Annotated in this window: 17 protein-coding genes and 2 riboswitches; of the genes, 8 read left to right on the top strand and 9 right to left on the bottom strand. The window is 71.3% G+C overall.

Annotated features, from left to right (window positions below; all coding sequences use genetic code 11):
• Positions 1 to 9 precede the first annotated feature (9 nt).
• The 4 genes from ACFULQ_RS17890 to ACFULQ_RS17875 form a co-directional block, all read right to left on the bottom strand.
• Positions 10 to 1,206, bottom strand: coding sequence for an LLM class flavin-dependent oxidoreductase (locus ACFULQ_RS17890; RefSeq protein ID WP_383544603.1), 1,197 nt, complete (start codon positions 1,204 to 1,206; stop codon positions 10 to 12).
• 81 nt (positions 1,207 to 1,287) lie between these two features.
• Positions 1,288 to 1,374 (bottom strand): putative leader peptide, encoded by an 87-nt coding sequence (locus ACFULQ_RS17885; RefSeq protein WP_383544698.1) that lies wholly within the window; start codon positions 1,372 to 1,374, stop codon positions 1,288 to 1,290.
• Positions 1,375 to 1,420: 46 nt separating this feature from the next.
• Positions 1,421 to 2,146: a GNAT family N-acetyltransferase gene (locus ACFULQ_RS17880; protein WP_383544601.1), complete on the bottom strand. Its 726-nt coding sequence runs from the start codon at positions 2,144 to 2,146 to the stop codon at positions 1,421 to 1,423.
• A gap of 89 nt (positions 2,147 to 2,235) precedes the next feature.
• Entirely contained in the window at positions 2,236 to 3,261 is a 1,026-nt protein-coding gene (locus ACFULQ_RS17875) for a transporter substrate-binding domain-containing protein (protein ID WP_383544598.1), read from the bottom strand.
• A gap of 429 nt (positions 3,262 to 3,690) precedes the next feature.
• Positions 3,691 to 3,798: riboswitch (SAM riboswitch) on the bottom strand.
• A gap of 232 nt (positions 3,799 to 4,030) precedes the next feature.
• On the opposite strand from ACFULQ_RS17875, the gene ACFULQ_RS17870 reads away from it, so the two are divergent.
• Together ACFULQ_RS17870 and ACFULQ_RS17865 are read left to right on the top strand one after the other, a co-directional pair.
• A complete protein-coding gene (locus ACFULQ_RS17870; RefSeq protein WP_383544595.1) occupies positions 4,031 to 5,071 on the top strand; it encodes an MDR family NADP-dependent oxidoreductase in 1,041 nt (346 codons plus the stop codon).
• Positions 5,072 to 5,092: 21 nt separating this feature from the next.
• Positions 5,093 to 5,461 carry a MerR family transcriptional regulator gene (locus ACFULQ_RS17865; protein ID WP_383544593.1) on the top strand — a complete coding sequence of 123 codons (369 nt, stop codon included), beginning with the start codon at positions 5,093 to 5,095 and terminating at the stop codon, positions 5,459 to 5,461.
• 318 nt (positions 5,462 to 5,779) lie between these two features.
• Here the strand turns inward: ACFULQ_RS17865 and ACFULQ_RS17860 are convergent, their stop codons facing one another.
• From ACFULQ_RS17860 to ACFULQ_RS17850, 3 genes are all read right to left on the bottom strand, one after another.
• Positions 5,780 to 7,021: a vanadium-dependent haloperoxidase gene (locus tag ACFULQ_RS17860; RefSeq protein ID WP_383544590.1), complete on the bottom strand. Its 1,242-nt coding sequence runs from the start codon at positions 7,019 to 7,021 to the stop codon at positions 5,780 to 5,782.
• A complete protein-coding gene (locus tag ACFULQ_RS17855; RefSeq protein WP_383544588.1) occupies positions 6,988 to 8,541 on the bottom strand; it encodes an MFS transporter in 1,554 nt (517 codons plus the stop codon). Before ACFULQ_RS17855 ends, ACFULQ_RS17860 begins: the two co-directional genes overlap by 34 nt.
• A gap of 122 nt (positions 8,542 to 8,663) precedes the next feature.
• Entirely contained in the window at positions 8,664 to 9,485 is an 822-nt protein-coding gene (locus tag ACFULQ_RS17850) for a TauD/TfdA dioxygenase family protein (protein ID WP_383544585.1), read from the bottom strand.
• Between the two features lie 246 nt (positions 9,486 to 9,731).
• On the opposite strand from ACFULQ_RS17850, the gene ACFULQ_RS17845 reads away from it, so the two are divergent.
• Positions 9,732 to 10,187: a hypothetical protein gene (locus ACFULQ_RS17845; RefSeq protein ID WP_383544582.1), complete on the top strand. Its 456-nt coding sequence runs from the start codon at positions 9,732 to 9,734 to the stop codon at positions 10,185 to 10,187.
• Here ACFULQ_RS17845 and ACFULQ_RS17840 read toward each other — a convergent pair.
• The gene (locus ACFULQ_RS17840) at positions 10,169 to 10,561 is read right to left on the bottom strand and encodes a hypothetical protein (RefSeq protein ID WP_383544579.1); all 393 of its coding nucleotides are present in this window, start codon (positions 10,559 to 10,561) and stop codon (positions 10,169 to 10,171) included. The genes ACFULQ_RS17845 and ACFULQ_RS17840 overlap by 19 nt on opposite strands.
• A 32-nt stretch (positions 10,562 to 10,593) precedes the next feature.
• Positions 10,594 to 11,178, bottom strand: a complete 585-nt coding sequence (locus ACFULQ_RS17835) for a hypothetical protein (protein WP_383544576.1) — start codon at positions 11,176 to 11,178, stop codon at positions 10,594 to 10,596.
• Positions 11,179 to 11,502: 324 nt separating this feature from the next.
• On the opposite strand from ACFULQ_RS17835, the gene ACFULQ_RS17830 reads away from it, so the two are divergent.
• The 5 genes from ACFULQ_RS17830 to ACFULQ_RS17810 all read left to right on the top strand — a co-directional run bounded on the left by ACFULQ_RS17830 (position 11,503) and on the right by ACFULQ_RS17810 (position 18,143).
• Positions 11,503 to 12,603 (top strand): LLM class flavin-dependent oxidoreductase, encoded by a 1,101-nt coding sequence (locus ACFULQ_RS17830; RefSeq protein ID WP_383544573.1) that lies wholly within the window; start codon positions 11,503 to 11,505, stop codon positions 12,601 to 12,603.
• Positions 12,600 to 14,000 (top strand): NtaA/DmoA family FMN-dependent monooxygenase, encoded by a 1,401-nt coding sequence (locus tag ACFULQ_RS17825; protein ID WP_383544570.1) that lies wholly within the window; start codon positions 12,600 to 12,602, stop codon positions 13,998 to 14,000. Before ACFULQ_RS17830 ends, ACFULQ_RS17825 begins: the two co-directional genes overlap by 4 nt.
• Positions 14,001 to 14,128: 128 nt before the next feature.
• On the top strand, positions 14,129 to 15,052 hold the full coding sequence (locus ACFULQ_RS17820; RefSeq protein WP_383544567.1) for an LLM class F420-dependent oxidoreductase: 924 nt from the start codon (positions 14,129 to 14,131) through the stop codon (positions 15,050 to 15,052).
• Between the two features lie 69 nt (positions 15,053 to 15,121).
• Entirely contained in the window at positions 15,122 to 15,943 is an 822-nt protein-coding gene (locus ACFULQ_RS17815) for a DUF1684 domain-containing protein (RefSeq protein WP_383544563.1), read from the top strand.
• Positions 15,944 to 16,031: 88 nt separating this feature from the next.
• Positions 16,032 to 16,145: riboswitch (SAM riboswitch) on the top strand.
• Positions 16,146 to 16,523: 378 nt separating this feature from the next.
• Complete coding sequence (locus ACFULQ_RS17810; RefSeq protein ID WP_383544560.1) at positions 16,524 to 18,143, top strand: ABC transporter substrate-binding protein; 1,620 nt, start codon at positions 16,524 to 16,526, stop codon at positions 18,141 to 18,143.
• Positions 18,144 to 18,145: the final 2 nt, after the last annotated feature.

Genomic DNA, 18,145 nt, shown 5'->3' with positions numbered 1-18,145 from the left:
CCCTCCGGCTCAGACGGACGCGGCGTAGCGGTTGGCGGGGCGGGCCAGACCCAGCAGGCCGCGCAGGGTGTCCGCCTCGTAGGCGGTACGGAAGAGGCCCCGGCGCTGGAGCTCGGGCACCAGCCCGCGCGTGATCGCCGGCAGGTCATGGCCCAAAACGGCGGGCCGCAGCCGGAAGCCGGTGAGCCCTGCCGCCTGGAACTCGGCGAGGAGGTCGGCGAGTTGGGCCACGGTGCCGGTGAAGATCCGGGCGTCACTGGTGTACGGCTCCCCCGCCAGCGCGTCCAGACGGTCCCGGCGGGCAGCCGCCTCGGCCGGGTCCTCGTCGAGGAAGACCACCAAGTCGCCGAAGACATGCAGGAGTTCGCTCTCACGTCCGGCAACCGACTGTTCTGCGCGGATCTCGGCCACGATCGCCCGCGCCTGGCTGGCATCGTGCGGGGTGATGTAGCCGACGTCGGCCTGCCGGGCGATCAGCCGATAGGGCACGCTCTGGTGGCCGAGGGCAGTGACCAGCGGCTGTCCCTGCGGCGGACGCGGCGTGATGGAGGGGCCCTTGACACTGAAATGTTGGCCCTCGAAGTCGATGTAGTGCAGCTTGTCCCGGTCGATGAACCGCCCGCTGGCCGCATCCCGGATCTCGGCGTCGTCTTCCCAGCTGTCCCACAGCCGGCGCACCACCTCCACCCAGTCCGCCGCCTCCTCGAACAAGTCGGTGATCAGCTCCTGGGCCGGGGGGCTGTCGTAGGCCTCGATCCGCGGGATGCTGCGCCGGCCGAAGTGCGCCGCCTCACCGGGCCGGGCACTGACCTGCACCCGCACCCCCGCACGCCCGGTGCTGACATAGTCCAGGGTGGCGATCGCCTTGGACAGGTGGAACGGCTCGGTGTGGGTGACCACCGCGGTCGGCACCAGGCCGATATGCCGGGTCAGCGGCGCGATCCGCGAGGCGATCAGCACCGCGTCGAGGCGGCCGCGGACCTGGTCGGTGCGCTCGTCCGCAGCGAACAGGTGCGAGGACTGCGGGCCCAGGCCGTCCTCGATGGTCACGAAGTCCAGCAGGCCGCGCTCGGCCTCGGCGACCAGATCGGCCCAGTAACCGGCGGTGAACAGCTCACCGGGCCGGGCCACCGGCTCACGCCAGGAAGCCGGGTGCCAGCCGGTGCCGTCCAAGGCGACAGCAAGATGCAAAGAAGAAGGGGACACGAGCAGGTGCCTTCCTGGAGATCCGTACGAGAAGGCCGGCCCGCAAGGGTGGGGGCGCGGCGGCGGGGGGCAGCAGACGGGTCAGGAACAACACAGCGCGGCGGACACGCGCTGGAGATCGATGTGCGGCCGGGAGTAGAGGTGGGCGGAGCGCAGTACACGTGTCACTCGACCCACCCCCAAGTCATCGCCTTCGACAAGGACAACGGCACGGCTATGCCGTTTCTTCCAGGACGGCGGCTTCGGTCCGCCGTACAAGGGAGAAGGTCGTACGGCGGCGCAGGGTGAAGCCGATCGACTCGTAGAGCCGGATGGCGTTGGTGTTGTCCGCCGCCGCGTGCAGGAACGGCGTGTCACCGCGCTCCCGGATCCCGGCGGCGACCGCGCGGACCAGCCGGGTGGCCAGACCCCGGCCGCGATACGCCGGGTCGGTGCAGACCGCGCTGATCTCGGTCCAGCCGGGCGGGCGCAGCCGCTCACCGGCGAGGGCGATCAGGCGTCCCCGGTCCCGGATGCCCAGATAGGTACCGAGGTCTATCGTCCGCTCGAGGAAGGGGCCGGGCTTGGTGCGGGCGATCAGGTCCAGGATCTCGGGCACGTCGTCGGGTCCGAGCCGTACCGCCTCGGGGGCGGGTTCGGCCCGCAGCGCGGTGTCCACGAGTTGGACGCCCTCTCCCTCGCCGACGATCTCCCACCCGTCCGGAGCCTCGGTGACTCCCCCCACCGCGGCGGTGCCGTTGGGGCCGACGAGAGCGGCGAGGTCGGCCCAGGCGCGCGGGTCGTCCCCGTCGGAGACGGCGTGGAAGGGAGCCACGTCCTGCTGATAGCGGGCGGCGTGGCCGACGCGTTCGGCGAAGTGGGCGTGCGGGCCGGTGAGCGCGGCCCAGGCGGGGTTGTCCAGGATGTGCGCGGAGTTGGTGTCGAGGGTGGTGACGGACATGGCGTTGCGGTCTCCGGGGTGCGGCTCGGTGGGTCCGGCCGGCGGGGACTCCGTCGCGGGGCGGCGGCGGAGTCCCCGGTGCGCGGTGGTCAGGAGTTGTCGAGCGGCAGCCCGGGCGGGTTGACCTCGGACTTGGCGACGGCCTCGTTGTTGAGGTTGTACGCCTTGAGCCACTCGGCGTACTGGCCGTTCTTGATCAGGTAGTTGATCGCGTCGGCCAGCGGCTTGGCGAGGCCGCTGTCCTTCTTCGCCGTGGCCGCGATCAGGCCCTGCAGGCTCGCGCCCGCGCCCGAGTAAGTGCCCGCGGTGCGGGTGGCGTTGGGCGTGTTGGCCACCTGACGGTTGTGGTAGGCGAAGCCGGGGTTGGGGCCGAAGGAGGCGTCGATCTTGCCGCTGTTGAGGGCGAGATAGGTGCTCGGGCTGTCCTGGAAGTACTTGACGGTGAGCTTCTTGCCCTCCTTGGCCAGCTTGTGCTTCCACTCCAGGAGGATCTTCTCCTGGTTGGTGCCGGAGCCCACGGCGATCGTCTTGCCGGCGAGGTTCTCGTAGTTGCCGTCGAAGTTCCAGGTGCTCTTCTTCGGCACGATGAAGGCGAGGTTGTCCTGCCGGTAGGAGGCGAACTCGTACTTCTTCTTGCGCTCCTCGGTGTCGGTGACGTTGGAGAAGGCCACTTCGACCTTGCCGCTGTCGATGCCGACGAAGAGGTTCTCCCACGTGGAGTTCTTCACCTCGGGCTTGAGCCCGAACACCGCGGCGACCAGGCGGCCGAGGTCGGGCTCGGAGCCGGTCAGGGTCTTCTGGTCGTCGCCGACGTACGCCAGCGGCGGGAACCCGGCGGGCAGGGCACCGATGCCGATCTCCAGCTTGCCGCTCTTCTTGAGGGCGGCGGGCAGTTCGGCGCTGATGGACTTGACCTCGGAGACCTTGACGGTGGTCTCCTTGGCGGCGCCGTTGGAGACCCGGCCGATGACGACCTCACCGGATCTGGCGCTGTCGGTGGTGGTGGCCGCGTCGCTGTTGCCACCGCAGGCGGCGAGCCCGGTGGCCAAGGAGGCGACGGCGGTCGCCGCGGTGATGCCGCGTATCAGGCTGCGTCGGGTGAACTGGGTGGGCATGGCCGTTCCTTGTCGCTGAAGGTGATGAGGGTGGCGTGGGGGGAGGTCTGTTGGTTGCGGCCGGTCGGAGGACCTGGGCGACCAGGGCCGGCACGACCGCGGTGACGAAACGGCGGACGGGTAACTCGTGTATTTGCCAAGGGGTTTGACAGGCCGTCAGTGGCCGACGCCTCGGCGAGTCACCGGGGGCGGGGAGGGCGACGGCACACCGCGGCGGTGTCCGTCAGAAAGTGGGGGAGATGCGGGGAGGTGTCAGCCCCGACAGCGGGCGCGGCCCGGCTCGGTACACAGTGCGCTGCTCACGCGGAGCAGATCGACGGCGCGATCGGCGACGAGCAGGTTGGCGTACGGTGCGCAGCCCTGCGAGCGGCACGTCGCCGTCCTGGGTGCTGCGTACATGGCGTCACCGTCACCGTTCCTGCCCTGAGGGCCTCGCGCTTACCGACACTTCATCGGTCGGGTCGTCACCTGGGGCACCCCACCGCGGCGGAGGGTTGCCGGTCAGCAAGCCAGGGCTTGTCGCTGACGCTCTTGACCGTTCTGAACGGTAATTAAGACAACAGTCCGAACTCTTGTCAACGCCGGTCCAGCAGGTGGAACGGTCGGCGGCCCGGTTCGACGCGGACGCTCGACGCCGGCAAGGGGCCGGCGTGGACGCTGCGAGCATCCCGGCTTGACCTTGACGTGCGCGTCAGGGGCTAACGTCTGCGCGCCCGCACCGGCGGGTCGCCCGCTCGGCCCGCCTCGCTTCTCCCGACCAGGAGCCCCCATGGCCACTCCCCTGCCGTCCGCCACCCGCGAGATCCGGCTCGTCACCGCTCCTGAGGGGCTGCCCGGCCCCGAGCACTTCGCCGTCGTCGCCCAGTCGCTGCCCATGCCCGGGCCCGGACAGGTCCTCGTCCGCAACCGGTACTTCCTCGTGTTTCCCGGGCTGCGCACCCTGATCGGAGGCGCACCCGAGGGAGTACCCCTGCCGCCGATCCACGCCGGTGGCGTGCTCTTCGGCCCCGCTGTGGGCGAGGTCGTCGGCGTGGGCCCGGGCAGCCCACTGCGGCCGGGGGACGCCGTCACCCACCTGCTCGGGTGGCGCGAGCACGCGCTGGTGGCCGCGGCCGACTGCACCCCGGTCGACGCCGCACTGCCGGATCCGGTCGCCCACCTGTCGTCGGGGTCGGCCGCCTACGGCGCGCTCACCAGGCTCACCGACGTCCGTCCCGGCGACACGGTCCTCGTCACGGGGGCGGCGGGCGCGGTGGGGACTCTGGCCGGTCCGATCGCCAGGCTGCTGGGGGCCCGCAAGGTCATCGGCAGTACCCGGTCCCCGGCCAAGGCCGAGCGGCTGCGCACCGAACTGGGCTACGACGCGGTGGTGGTGTCCGGCGGGCAATTCCCCACGTTCGCCGAGCAATTGGGCACCGCGGCGCCCGAAGGCATCGACGTCCTGGTGGACACCGTGGGCGGCGAGCAGCTGACGGCGGCGCTCACGGTGGCGCGTCGAGGCGCCCGCTTCGCGCTCGTGGGCGCGCTGTCCGGCCAGCTGTCACCGCACCAGGACGGTGACAGCGCTCCGGCGGAGATCGACACCTTCCGCGTCATCAACCAGGGGATCACGCTGAGCGGTTACAGCGGCGTCGACCATCCCGAGGTGACGCAGGAGTGGGTCAAACGGTTCGGCGGCTGGCTGCGCTCCGGTGAGATCTCCTTTCCGCACGTGCGGATCCCGGGCATCGAACAGGCCCCGCGGGCGTTGCAGGAACTGTTCGAGGGACGGCACTTCGGCACCGTGGTCGTGGAGTTGCCGGCCCGGTGACCCACACGAAGCGAGGTCGGGATGCGCATCGGAGACGCGGCGGCAGCGGCCGGGACCACCCCACGGGCCCTGAGGTTCTACGAGGAGCGCGGTCTGCTGCCGCCACCGCGGCGTACGGCGACCGGCCAACGCCGGTACGGGCCGGACGAGGTCGCCCGCGTCCGCGTCATCCGCGAGCTCCTCGGCCTCGGCCTCACCGTCGAGGACCTGCACGGCATCGCCGACCGGATCCACCTCCTGGCCGGGAACCCACAACTGCGTTGCGCGGACGCCGACTCGACCGCCCCCGGTGCCCGCGTGATCACACACCGGCTCGCCGCCATGGACACAGAAATCGACCGCCTGACCCGTCTGCGCACCCTCTTGGCTCAGCGGACGGGCCGGAACTGATCCTCCGCACGGGGCAGGCGCAGGCGGCGAGGGCGCGCCGGCTCACGCTGCGGGTGCCTCGCCGCTCGCCGCCGTTACCGTCGAACCGGAGCGGCGACGCGTCTCCGACCCCACCGCCCTGGGTAGGCGGGGCACACATCGGGGTGACGTCCGGGGCAGCAGTGCCGGTGGGGCCAGGAGGGCCGGTTTCCGACGGCCCTGATCACCTGACGCCGCGCCTCGCGCATGTCCTCGGCCTCGCGCGACCCCCTGCCGCACGGATCCCCCGCCGGCCACCGGCTCACGTCCGGACGGGCTCCGTCTCCGATGCCCGGAGGGTCACCGCGGCGCAAGGAGTCCGTGCGAGTTCTTCAGGACGTACCGTGCCACCTTCGTGCCGAGCGTGATCCCCGCCTCGTCGGCCGACCTCGTGTGGATGCCGGAGTAGACCCGGGCGTCGATGTTCTCGTCGGAGAGTTGCTTCCAGGTGGTGTACGTCCGGGTCACGCCCGGAGCTGTGGGGCTGGTCAGGGTGAAGGGGGCTGTGCGCGGGCCGGTGAGCGCCGACAGGACGGTCTGCGCGGCGCCCGCGTAGGTGTTGTGGCCGCTCGGGTAGTCCGGATGCGCCGGGGTGGTGTGCAGCGGCGTCCAGCCGGGATCGGGGTCGATGGTGCCGGTGCGGATCGCGGTCACGGGACGCCAGCGTTCGTACGCGTACTTGGTGTCGGAGGTCGCGATCTGCGTGTCCACCAGCGCCACATGGAACAGCGCGACCAGCCGTGCCTGCCCGGCGACACCCTGATGCGAGCGGGCGAACGCCACCCGCAGCGGCTCGGTGTAGAGGGTGAGGGAGGAGCCGAGCCAGAAGGTGGCGGTCTCGGTCTGGCGGGCGCTGCGCACCGCGCTGTCGACGGCACCGTAGGCCCGCACCTCCGCGAGGTCGGTGGCGTAGCGCTCGGAATCCAGGGCGGGCGGCGGGCCGAGCCGGAACTGGCTCTGTGTCCTCAGCAGGAACGGCTCGGCCAGACGGTTGCCGTACTGGGCCGCCGGCGCGTGGTCGGGTGGCGTCGGCTGCCACACACCCGGCGCCGCGGGCTTGACGGGATACGGCGCGTTGACGGAGGCGGGGTCGAGACCGTCACCCTGTCTCGACGCGAGGACGAGGTCCGCCTGCCGCTCGCCCGCCGCGATGCCCCGCTCCTCGGCCGGACCGTCGGGAATCGCGTCGCGGGTCTCCTTGGACGTCGCGTCGAGCTGTTCCGTGCGACTCGGGGCCAGCGCCACCAACGCACGATGTACGGCCCCGGCGAGCGCCGCCTCCTGATACACGCCGCGGTCGACACCGGCGGGGACGCTCCGGGTGGCCCGGGCGGCTGCGAGCCAACTGATGGCCCAGGTACGGCTGTTGGTGATCTGGGTCGATGCCCCGGCCTTCGCGATGGTCTCGGCTGTCGCGTCGTACCAGGTGAGAGCCGTGGACGTACGGCCGGCCGCCGAGGCCTGCGGAACCGCGAGGGACGCGGTCAGCAGTGCCGTCGCGCCCAGCACTACGAGGGCGGGCCGGGTTCTGGTCGAACGCATGAGTTCTCCTTGGGATTCGATGGGAACAGGGTGCTGATGCGAGGCTCCGCGGCACGGGTGGTCAGGTCGTCCTCCTGGAGCGCGGGGAGCGAGCCGGCGCGGTGCACCGACAGGCGGGACCGCGTGCCGGTGCGGCGCAGCAGGGACAGCAGCAGGGCCACGGCGAGCAGGCCTGCGCAGACGCAGGAGGCCAGTGCGTATCCGGTCCGGTGATGGCCGGCTCCGGGCGGGCCGGAAGCGGCGTGGAGGTACACCGCGGGGACGGCGCTGAGGCAGACGGCCGCCGCGATGCGCTGGGCCATCTGAAGGATCGCGCCGCCCACTCCCGCCGCCTCTGCCGGAGCATGCTGAAGTACCTGGGTCTGGTTGGGTGAGACGGTGAGCCCCCCGGCGACACCGGACACCAACTGGGTCGCCGCCAGAGCGACGGGCAGCGCCGCGGTCGGCACGGACAGCGCGACCGCCGCCCCCGCCAGGGCGGCACCGATGCCCAGGCTCAGGCCCACGGTCACCGTGCGCGCTCCGATCCGCCGCACGAGCCGCCAGGCGAGGGCCGAGGAGGCGCCCATCCCGACCGCACCGGGCAGGGTGACCGCCGCCGTGAGCAGTGCGGACAGGCCGAGCCCGTCCTGCAGGAAGACGGTGAGCACGAGGAAGGCGGCCAGTGAGGAGCCGAACTGGGCCATGGCGACGGCCGTGCCCAGCATGTACGGCTTCGACGAGGTCAGCGCGGGGTGCACCAGCGGCTGGCGTCCCCGTCGCACCCGCAGTCGCTGGTCAACGACGAACACGGCTGCCGCCGCACCCACCGCGGTGCCCCACAGGAGCGCCTCTCCCCCGCTGCCCGGGGTCCGGATGAAGGGCACCATCAGCGTCAGCGTGCAGCCGCAGAGCAGAGCGAGGCCGAGAACGTCCAGCCGGGAGTCGCGGGCGGTGCGCCGCGGTGGGGGCAGCCAGCGGGCCGCGAGGGCCAGGGTGAGCACCGCGCACGGAGCGCTCAGCAACAGAGAACCGCGCCAGCCCGCCTCGGGTCCGAGCCCGGCGACGAGCGCACCACCGAGAGGCGGTCCGAGGGCCGTGGCCACGCCGCCGGTGACCGCGTACAGGCCCAGCGCTCGGCCGCGGGCCACACCCTGGGAGACGTCCTGAATGGTGCCGATCACCTGCGAGTTGACGATCCCGGCCGCGGCTCCCTGCACCAGCCGGGCAGCGATCAGGGTTCCGGGCCCTCCTCCGGTCGCGGCCGTGACCCCGGCCAGGAGGAAGACCGTCATCCCGGCCAGGAACAGCCGCTTGCGTCCGTGCAGGTCTCCGAGACTGCCACCGGGGACGAGGGCGAGGCCGAAGGCGAGCGAGTACCCGGCCACGATCCACTGGACGTCGGCCCCGGTGGCCCCGATCGACTGCCGCATGCTCGGCACCGCGATGTTCAGAACGGCCTGGTCCAGCAGGGTCGTGGCGCCCGCCGCCATGCACACCAGCAACACCCGCCGTGCGGCGAGGTCTTCTCCCGGCAGCATCTACACCCGCCGGGACAGCCGCGGCAGGCCCTTGTGTCCGTGGGCGGGGCGAGCGTGGAGACACTCCTTGAGGTGATCCGCGGTCTGCTCGGGTCTGCCGGTGACGGGGGTCGGCGGTTCCATCACCGCGAGACCGCGGGCTGCCGTACCGGCTCCACCCCGATGACCTTGCGGTAGACGCGGGCGCCGTCCCCGTAGTCGTCCACGGCGTAGTGCCAGGTCGCCCGGTTGTCCCAGAGCACGAAGTCACCGGCGTTCCAGCCGAAGCGGATCGTGTAGTCGGGTGAGGACGCGTGGCTGAGGAGGTAGTCGAGCAGCACCTTCCCTTCCTGCGCCGTGACCCCGGTGAGGCCGCGCGGCGAGGTGCTGATGAACAGTCCCTTCCGGCCCGTCTCGGGGTGCTCCAGCACGACAGGATGCTCGATGGTCTCCGCGACCGCGACGCGCTTGCTGCCCTGCGCGTAGTTCCCCGCGTTGGCGTCGTAGACCGCGCCGACCGATGCGAGCAGTTCCTTGAAGGGCTCGGACAGGTCGTCGTACGCCGCCTGGAGATCGGCCCACAGGGTATGGCCGCCCAGCTCGGGCACGACCTCGTAGGTGAGCGACTCGATCGCGAAGACCGGCTGCCGCCACAGTCCGCCGATGTGCCAGGTGCTGGCCTTGCCGGTCTGCTGGACGTTGTACGGGTACACCAGGGGATGGGCGGGGTCCTTCACCGCGGTGGGGTGGTCGAAGGGCTCCGCGAAGATGCGTACGGCCTCGACGTGCTGCTGCGGGGTGAGGTGCTGGCCGCGGAACACCAGCACCTTGTGTTCCCGGAACGCCCGACGCAGTTGCTCGGCGGTTTCGTCGTCGACGCCGGCCGTCAGGTCGATGCCGGTCACCTCCGCGCCGAATCGCGGACCGGCCCGGCGGATCTGAGGGCTTGCGGCAGTGGTGGTCATGGGTTTTCCCTCTCAGTGCTGCCCTACGGGAATGAGGTGCGCGTGGTCGTCTCCGTGGAGCGGGTGGAGACGAGGTCACAGGCATCGACACGCGGAGGCGTCGACGCGCGCCAGATCCACGTACAACCTGCGGTACAGCACTGGGGCGTTCACCCCACCATGTCTAGCAGGCAGTTGAGGGATGGATCGTTGCAGCTGCATGAAATGACGGGCGGGCGGTCGAGGCACCCCTGCCATCATGCTCGAATGGCCCACGACATAGTGTTCTTCCTCGCCCCTGACGACAAGACGGCCGCCTCGACGCGCCTACGGGGACCTGGCGAGCGCTTTGAGTCGGTGACCTGCCGTTCCCTTGAGCCGGACACCGCCATCGCCGAGTGGGACATGTACTTCGAGGCACCTTCGGCCGAGGCCCCGCCGCTTGAGCAGCTCTATGCGTGGCGGCCGTGGCCGGAGTGGGTCACGGCCCCCTTGAACGACGGCGTCGAGGTACTCGCCCTGCCGAAACGGCTGACCCAAGCGCTCGCCACAGCAACCTCCGCCGAACTCGAAGAGCTGGCAGGCCGCTGGATCGCGCGGCTTCGCTCCGAGGACGGCGACGACATGACCGACGATGACCTCCCAGCCGTTGTGCAGGGCGTCGCCCGCCTCGCCGTGTCCGCGACGCGTACGGGTGGCGGCCTCTACTGCTGGAGCTTCTGAGCGTCCCCGCGCACTTTCTTGACGCCGCTGCACGCCAACAGCTCAGTCCCGGTGGCGTCGAAGTACAGAGTGAAGAACCACCTGCGGTCCGCTGCGACAATGTTGCCGGTACGCAGTCGCTCGTCGCGGGGCCGAGCGCGCAGGATCTCAACGGACTCGTCGAGGCCGAGGGTCGTCAGGCCGATCTTCAACGACCGCTTCAGCCTGGTCGCAGCGATGCCGAGGACCATCCACTTCGGCGGCTGGCCGTCGTAGAGCATCACCTCGCCACCGGCCGCGATGGCGTCGCGTGCTGCCTTGCAGGCACTGGTCTGGTCCTTGAGCATCGCGGTGATGTCGGGTTGACCTGGGTTCTCGTCTTCGGCGGCGGCCATGCGGCGACTGTAGGGATTTGACGCGGGCGCTGCTACGGAATTCCACGTGGTCTGCGCGAGGCTGTCGTGGCCTTCATGCGGCATCGCTCCAGTCCTGCACTCACCTCTTCGTGATCGGGGCGGTCCTGCTCGGCCAGGAGTTCGCCGGCCGCGGTCATGGCGGCCCAGAACTCAGGTGGTGAGCCGCGCCCGTCCCGGAACCGGGTTTTGGCGAAGTAGAGGAAGAGCTTCGTCAGCTCCCCGGTGCGGAACCACGTGAGCGGGCCGGCTGGACAGCCTCCGCGGGCGCCGGCGGCGGTTGCCAGGAGGTCGCGGATGCGCTCCTCGTGTTCCTCGAGCACCCGGTCCACGATGAAGACGCGCCCGAACCTGAACACGAAGGCGACGTACTCCTCCTCACCCGCCGCGAAGTCCGAGAAGAGTGGCTCGACCTCGCGGAGCCGGGCCTCGGCGTCGGTCCGGGGCACACCCAGGGCCACGCACACGGCCAGCACACAGACACCCCAGTCGCCGGTCCTCGCGGCCAGCTCGGCGAAGACCTCCTCGTCGCTCCGCCCTGCGGCGAGCATCTCCCGCGCCTCCAGAACCAGCGCGCCCTCGTCCTCCCGGTGACTCACGGCGCGAGGCTACCGTGACGTGCGATGACCGAACCGGGCGCGGTCCGCTCGCATCGGGTTCCCTTGACACTCACAAGGGCGCTCGACGTACGGTGATCCGGCGAAACTCTGACGGGTGGAGGCCCTCATGCACGTACCGGACGCGGCACCGCAGGGTGTCCGTACGGGTGCGCGCCTCATCACCCGGCGGCATGTCGACTACTGCCGTACCTCCTCCGCGGTCTGTCCTTCCGCACGCGTCTGACCCCTGCCGGCCCGCCCCCGCCGGCCCTCTCGTCATGGCCTCTCGGCCGTGACGTCGCGTATGCCTCGGAAGGAACCCGCATGTCCGGCCCCGCCCTGCACCTCGCCGTCGAGATCGACGGCGACGGCGCCCATCCCGCGGCCTGGCGCCGCGCCGCCCACTCTCCCGACCAGTTGCTCACCCCGCGCCGGGTGGCCGGGCTCGCCGCCGTGGCCGAGAACGCCGGGTTCACCCTCATCACCCTGGACGACGGTGTGCTGCCGCCCGGTGCCGCGCCGGACCCCGTCGGCCGGATCGGCGCGGTGGAGCGAGCGGCCTTCGTCGCGGCGTCCACGAGCACGATCGGGATCGCCCCCGTCGTGCCGGTCACGTATGCCGAACCCTTCCATGTCTCCAGCCAGTTGGCGTCCCTGGACCACATCTCCGCCGGCCGCGCCGGGTGGGTGGTGACGGAGGAGGAGCGTCCCGAGGCGGCTCGCGCGTGGGGGCGCCCCCTGGTGGCCGACGCGGCCGCGCGGGCCCGGGAGTCCCGGGACGGGGTCGAGGTGGCCCGCGCCCTGTGGGACTCGTGGGAGGACGACGCGGTCATCCGGTCCGTGGCCACCAGCCGCTACCTGGACCGCGACCGACTGCACTACATCGACTTCACCGGGGAGACGTACGCCGTCAAGGGCCCGGCGATCGTGCCGCGTCCGCCGCAGGGGCAACTCGTCGTCCTGGGCCGGCCGGACCGGGTGCCCGCCGCGCAGCTCGACATCGCCCTGGTCGAGGGCCGCGACCCGGCATCCATCGCCGAGACCGCCGCCGGCGCTGGCACGCCCCGCGTCTTCGCCGAGGTCGAGGTGGCGCTGGACACGCCGGACGCGACCGGCGCCGAGCGCGTCGCGGACCTGGAACGGTACGCGCCGTGGACCGACCGGGGACGGCTGCGCCACATCGGTTCCGTCGGCCAACTGGTCGCTGTTCTCGACGAGTTGAGCCGCCACGTGGACGGCGTACGGCTGCATCCGCTCGTACTGGACGAGGACCTGCCCGTCCTCTCCCGCCTCGTCCTGCCGGCCCTGTCGGAGCGGCGCCTGGTCGCCCGCCCGCTGCCCGGCACGTCCCTGCGCTCGACCCTGGGTCTGGAGCGCCCCGCCAACCGTTTCGCGTCCGCGGCCGTCCAGGAGGAAGCCCGATGACCCGCACCGACCCCCTCGACGTCCCCCGGCCACACGCACAGCTGCACTTCGGAGTCTTCTTCCAGGGCGTCAACCACTGGACGATCTGGTCCGCCCCCGACAGCGGCTCGCAGATCGACCCCGCCTCCTTCCGCAAGGTCGCCCAGACCGCGGAACGGGGCCTGTTCGACGCGTTCTTCCTCGGCGAGGGGCTGCGGCTGCGCGAGGTCGACGGCAGGATCCACGACCTCGACGTGGCCGGACGGCCGGACGCCATCACCCAGCTCGCTGCCCTGGCCGCGGTCACCCGCCGGATCGGCCTGGTCTCCACCTCCAACTCCACCTTCAACGAGCCCACCGATCTCGCCCGCCGCCTCTCCGGCCTCGACCTGCTCTCCGAGGGCCGCGCCGGCTGGAACGTGGTGACCACGGACAACGCCTGGACCGGCGCCAACTTCCGCCGCGGCGGCTACCTCGACCACGCCGACCGCTACCGGCGCGCCGAGGAGTTCCTCACCGTGGCCCGCGCCCTGTGGGACGGCTGGGACGACAAGGCGGTGAGCACGTCCGTCGACGCGCCCGCCTGGTCCGTGGCCGGCGCCGTACAGCAGGTACGCCACCGGGGGCCGCAGTTCGACGTCGACCTCGCCCCCACCCTGCCGCGCAGCGCCCAGGGCCACCCGGTGATCTTCCAGGCCGGTGACTCCGGCGAGGGCCGCGACTTCGCCGCCCGCAACGCCGACGTCATCTTCTCCGCGCACGGCACCGACTTCGACGACGCCCTGGCCTTCGCCGAGGACATCCGCACCCGTCTGCGCGCCGTCGGCCGGCCCGACGACGATCTGCGGATCCTGCCCGGCACCGAGATCATCATCGGTGCCACCGAGGAGGAGGCCGAGGAGAAGAAGCGCTGGATCCGGCTCCAGCAGGTCACCCCCGCCACCGCGCTCGGGATCGCCTCACTGCTGTGGGGCATCGACCTGTCCGACCGCGACGCCGACGGCCCGCTGCCCGCCGAGGACCCGGTCGTCACCGAGAACGACGGCTCCTTCGGGGCCCGGCGCATCGCCGACCCGCGGGCCGTCGTGGCCGAATGGCGGGGGAAGGCCGAGGCGCACGGCTGGTCGCTGCGCGAGACCGTGATCGCCCTCGGCCCGCAGCGCGGGCACGTCGGCACCCCGTCCGGCCTGGCCGACAAGTTCGCCCGCTTTGTACGGCACGGCGCGATCGACGGCTTCAACGTCACGCCGTACCTCATCCCCGACGGCCTCGACGACATCGTCGACCTGCTCGTCCCGGAACTGCAGGAACGCGGGATCTACCGCACCGAGTACACCGGCACCACACTCCGCGACCACCTCGGCCTGCGCGCGCCCCTCACCCACCGTGCCGCGCAGGAACGGCAGCAGGCAGGCTGAGGACCGGGATGCCCCTTCACCTCAGGACCTCAGGACCTCAGGACCTCAGGACCGAGGACACATGACTGACAAGAAGCTGTCACAGACGGACCGGAATGCGGGCTCGCCTCGCGCCGGTTCTGACTGACATGACTGTTGGAGTAGCGCTCAACGCGTCCGACGCGCCGAACCAGGTCGACGCCACCGTCCAACTCGCCCAGGAGGCCGCGGAGTTCGGTGTCACGTCGGCCTGGTTCGGGCAGACCTTCGGCGCGGACTCACCCCAGCTCGCGGCGATCGTCGGGCGCGAGGTGCCGGGCCTCCAGGTCGGCACCTCCGCGATTCCCGTCTTCGGCCGGCATCCGCTGCTCGTGTCCAGCCAGGCCCAGACCGCGCAGGCCGCCACCCACGGCCGCTACCACCTCGGCCTGGCCCTGGGCACGAAACTGCTGACGGAGACCGGCTTCGGCCTGCCCTTCGAACGCCCCATCGCCCGGCTGCGCGAATTCCTCATCGCCCTGCGGGAGTTGACCGAGACCGGTACGGCCGACTTCCACGGGGAACTGCTCACCGCGGCCACCCCGGTCCCGGCGCGCGTGCCGGGCGCCGAAGGCGGTGTCCCCCTGCTGGTCGCCGCGATGGGCCCACAGGCCCTGCGGGCCAGCGGGGAACTGGCGGACGGGATCCTGCCCTACCTGGCGGGTCCCCGTGCCCTGGCGGACCACATCGTGCCCGCCCTGACCGCCGCGGCCGAGGCAGCCGGACAGCCCGCGCCGAGGGTCGTGGCCCTGGTGCCCGGCGTGGTCACTGACGACGTGGACGCGGTGCGGGCCAAGGCCATCGACAACCTCGCGTTCTACGAGCAGATCCCGTCCTACGCCCGGGTCATCGAACTCTCCGGCGGCCGGCGTGCCGCCGACCTGGCCGTGATCGGCGACGAGAAGACGGTCGAGGCCGAGGTACGCCGTTACCGCGACGCCGGCGCCACCGAGGTCGTGTTCTCCGGCACCGAGCTCGCGGGGGAGGCGGCTCGCCGACGCACCTGGCGACTCCTCGGCGAACTGGCCGGCTGAGCACAGCCGTCGACTCGACAACCCCCTACCGCCCCCGCCCAAAAGCCCCCGACACCAAGGAGATTCCCCATGACCACCGAGGCCACCACTGACCTCCACGCCTTCACCGAGAACTGGCAGGAGTGGCACCGCGCCCAGGAGGCCCGGCTCGCCGACCCCCACGGGTTCCTGGCGGTCACCGGCCTGCACTGGCTCGACGAGACGCCCCAGCGTTTCCCGGACGCGCCCGGCGCCTGGCGCACCGGCCCCGAGGGAGTCGTCGTCGACCTCGACGAGGGCGAGGAACTGGTCGTCGACGGCACGCCGGTGCACGGTGAACACCGCTTCGGTGTGATTCCCGAGCGCGGCGGCGTCAACGCCGTCTGGAAGGACGCCGTCATCGAGGTCGCCAAGCGCGGCGGCAACGACATCGTGCGCCCCCGGCACCCGGACGCGCCGCTGCGCACGGCCTTCGCCGGAACGCCCGCCTACGCCCCCGACCCGCGCTGGGCCGTGACGGGCCGCTACGTCCCCTTCGACACTCCGCGGCCGACCACCGTGGGCGCCGCCGTGGAAGGCCTTGAGCATGTGTACGACGCTCCGGGCAGGGTCGAGTTCGAGCTGGACGGGCGCCCGCTGTCACTGACCGCGTTCCCCGGCCACGGCGCGGGACGGCTGCTGGTCCTGTTCACCGACGAGACCTCCGGGGTCACGACCTACGCCGCGAACCGGGCCCTCGCCCTGGAGCCGCCCGCCGCCGACGGTTCGGTCGTCCTGGACTTCAACCGGGCCACGAACCTGCCCTGCGCCTACACGGACCTGGCCACCTGCCCGCTGCCCCCGGCCGAGAACCGGCTGCCGGTGGCGGTCGAGGCCGGTCAGAAGATCCCCCGTGAGCGCGGTGGCTCCTGAGCTGGGCGCACTCGCGCCCCGACTCCCCCTGCACGGCGTGCTTTTGCGCCATTGACGTACGGCAAGCGCCCTCCGTACGATCACAAAAGGCATTGAGTGTCAGCGTCAAGCCCTGGCTCGCTGACCGGCAACCCTCCCACGCGGTGGGGTGCTCCAGGTGAAAGCCCGGCGGGATCACCGACGATCTCCGCAAGCGCGTAGCCCCTCGCACGGGGCCAAGGACGGGAAGGATCGGCATGCGGCTTCGTTGTGAAGACCTCGGTGCGTCCTTCGGTCTCGCCACGGTGTTCTCCCGGCTCTCGCGCCGGCGCCACATCGACCTGAAGCGCTCGGACAGCAGCCTCTGTCAGGCCTGACAGGCCGTCCCAGGGCCGGTCGACGTCCGGCACCGGTCGTCGCCGCACCCGGCTCCACCTGATCCCGCCCTCTGCCGGATCCCCGTTTCCCCCCTGATCCCCGTCTGCATCGCGCAGCCCCGGCCCGGCCGACGCCGGCCGGGGCCGCACGCCCCGGCACGCCCACGCACGCCCGCGCCTTCTGCGGCACCCGTGCCTGGTGACACGAGTAGGAGTACCCCTCCGTGAGAGCAATTCCGGATTTCCGATCCTCCCGTTGGGCGGCGCTGACCGCCCTGGCCACCACCGGTGTGCTGCTGACCGCCTGCGGATCGAGCGGTGACGGCTCCGGCGCCGGCAGCGGCCGGCCGAAGTCCGGCGGCACCCTGACGTTCGCGGTGGGTTCCGACTCCGGCTGCGTGGACCCTCAGCAGGTCAACAGCAACGAGAGCATCTACTCGGTGCGCCAGACCGTCGACTCCCTGACCGACCAGGACCCTGAGACCGGCAAGATCGTGCCGTGGCTGGCCAAGAGCTGGGACGTCAACTCCGACGCGACCCAGTTCACGTTCCACCTTCGCTCGGGTGTCACCTTCAGCGACGGCTCCCAGCTGACCGCGCAGGTGGTCAAGGACAACTTCGACGCGGTGCCGAAGCTCGGCCCCCTCGGGGCCCTCGCGCAGGGCTACCTCAGCGGTGTCCAGAGCACCGCCGTGGTGGACCCGCTCACCGTCAAGGTGACCTTCAAGCAGCCCAACGCACAGTTCCTGCAAGCGACTTCGACCCACTCGCTGGGCATCGAGTCGTCGGCGAGCGCGAAGAAGACCCCGCAGCAGAAGTGCAGCGAGGGCGTGATCGGATCCGGGCCGTTCGTGCTGAAGCAGTACGTGCAGAACCAGTCGATCACCCTGGCCAAGCGCACCGGCTACGACTGGGGCTCCTCCCTGTGGTCCAAGAAGGGCGAGGCCTACCTGGACAAGGTGGTGTTCAAGGTCGTGCCCGAGGCGGGGGTGCGGGCCGGCAGTCTCCAGTCCGGGCAGGTGGACGCGATCAGCAGCGTCGGCAAGGCCAACGAGGCGGCCCTCAAGGGCGGTCAGGTCACCCTGCTGCGGCGCGCCAACCCCGGCGTGGTGTTCGGCCTGGGCCTGAACAACTCCCGGCCCCTGCTCAAGGACACCAAGGTGCGTCAGGCGATCCTGGCCGCCGTCGACCGGAAGCAGATCGCCGACACCGTGTTCCCGACCGGCACCCGGCCGGCGACCAGCGTCCTGGCGCACACCACACCCGACTACACCGACCTCTCCTCGGATCTCGCCTTCGACGCGGCCAAGGCCAAGTCCCTGCTCGACGAGGCCGGTTGGAAGGAGGGCAGCGACGGGATCCGCGTCAAGGACGGCAAGAAGCTGCGCCTGACCATCACCTGGTTCCCCAACGCGGGCACCAACCAGCCCGCCCTGGAGCTGGTCCAGCAGCAGTTGAAGGCGGTCGGGATCGACGTGGTGCTCCAGCAGCGCCAGGTCAGTGACTTCGCCACCACCGTCCAGTCGAGTGACTTCGACGTGGTGTGGGGGAACGTGACCCGCGCCGACCCGGACATCCTGCGCACCTCCTTCTCCACCCAGTTGAACAACTCCTACAAGCTGCCCGCCAGTTCGCTGGACACGGCACTGTCCGAGCAGGCCGCGACCCCGGACACCGCCAAGCGCGGGCAACTGGTGGACGAGGCGCAGAAGCTGATCGTGCAGAACGCGTACAACGTGCCGGTGGTCGAGCTCCAGACCCAACTGGCCGTGACGAAGAAGGTCCACGACCTCGACTTCGACTCGGGCAGCCGCGTCCAGCTGCACGACACCTGGATCGGCTGACA

This window comes from Streptomyces sp. NPDC057253, assembly GCF_042669125.1.
GTDB lineage: Bacteria > Actinomycetota > Actinomycetes > Streptomycetales > Streptomycetaceae > Streptomyces.
Note: the sequence above shows the minus strand (reverse complement) of the source record. Positions and strands in the feature narration are given on the sequence as shown.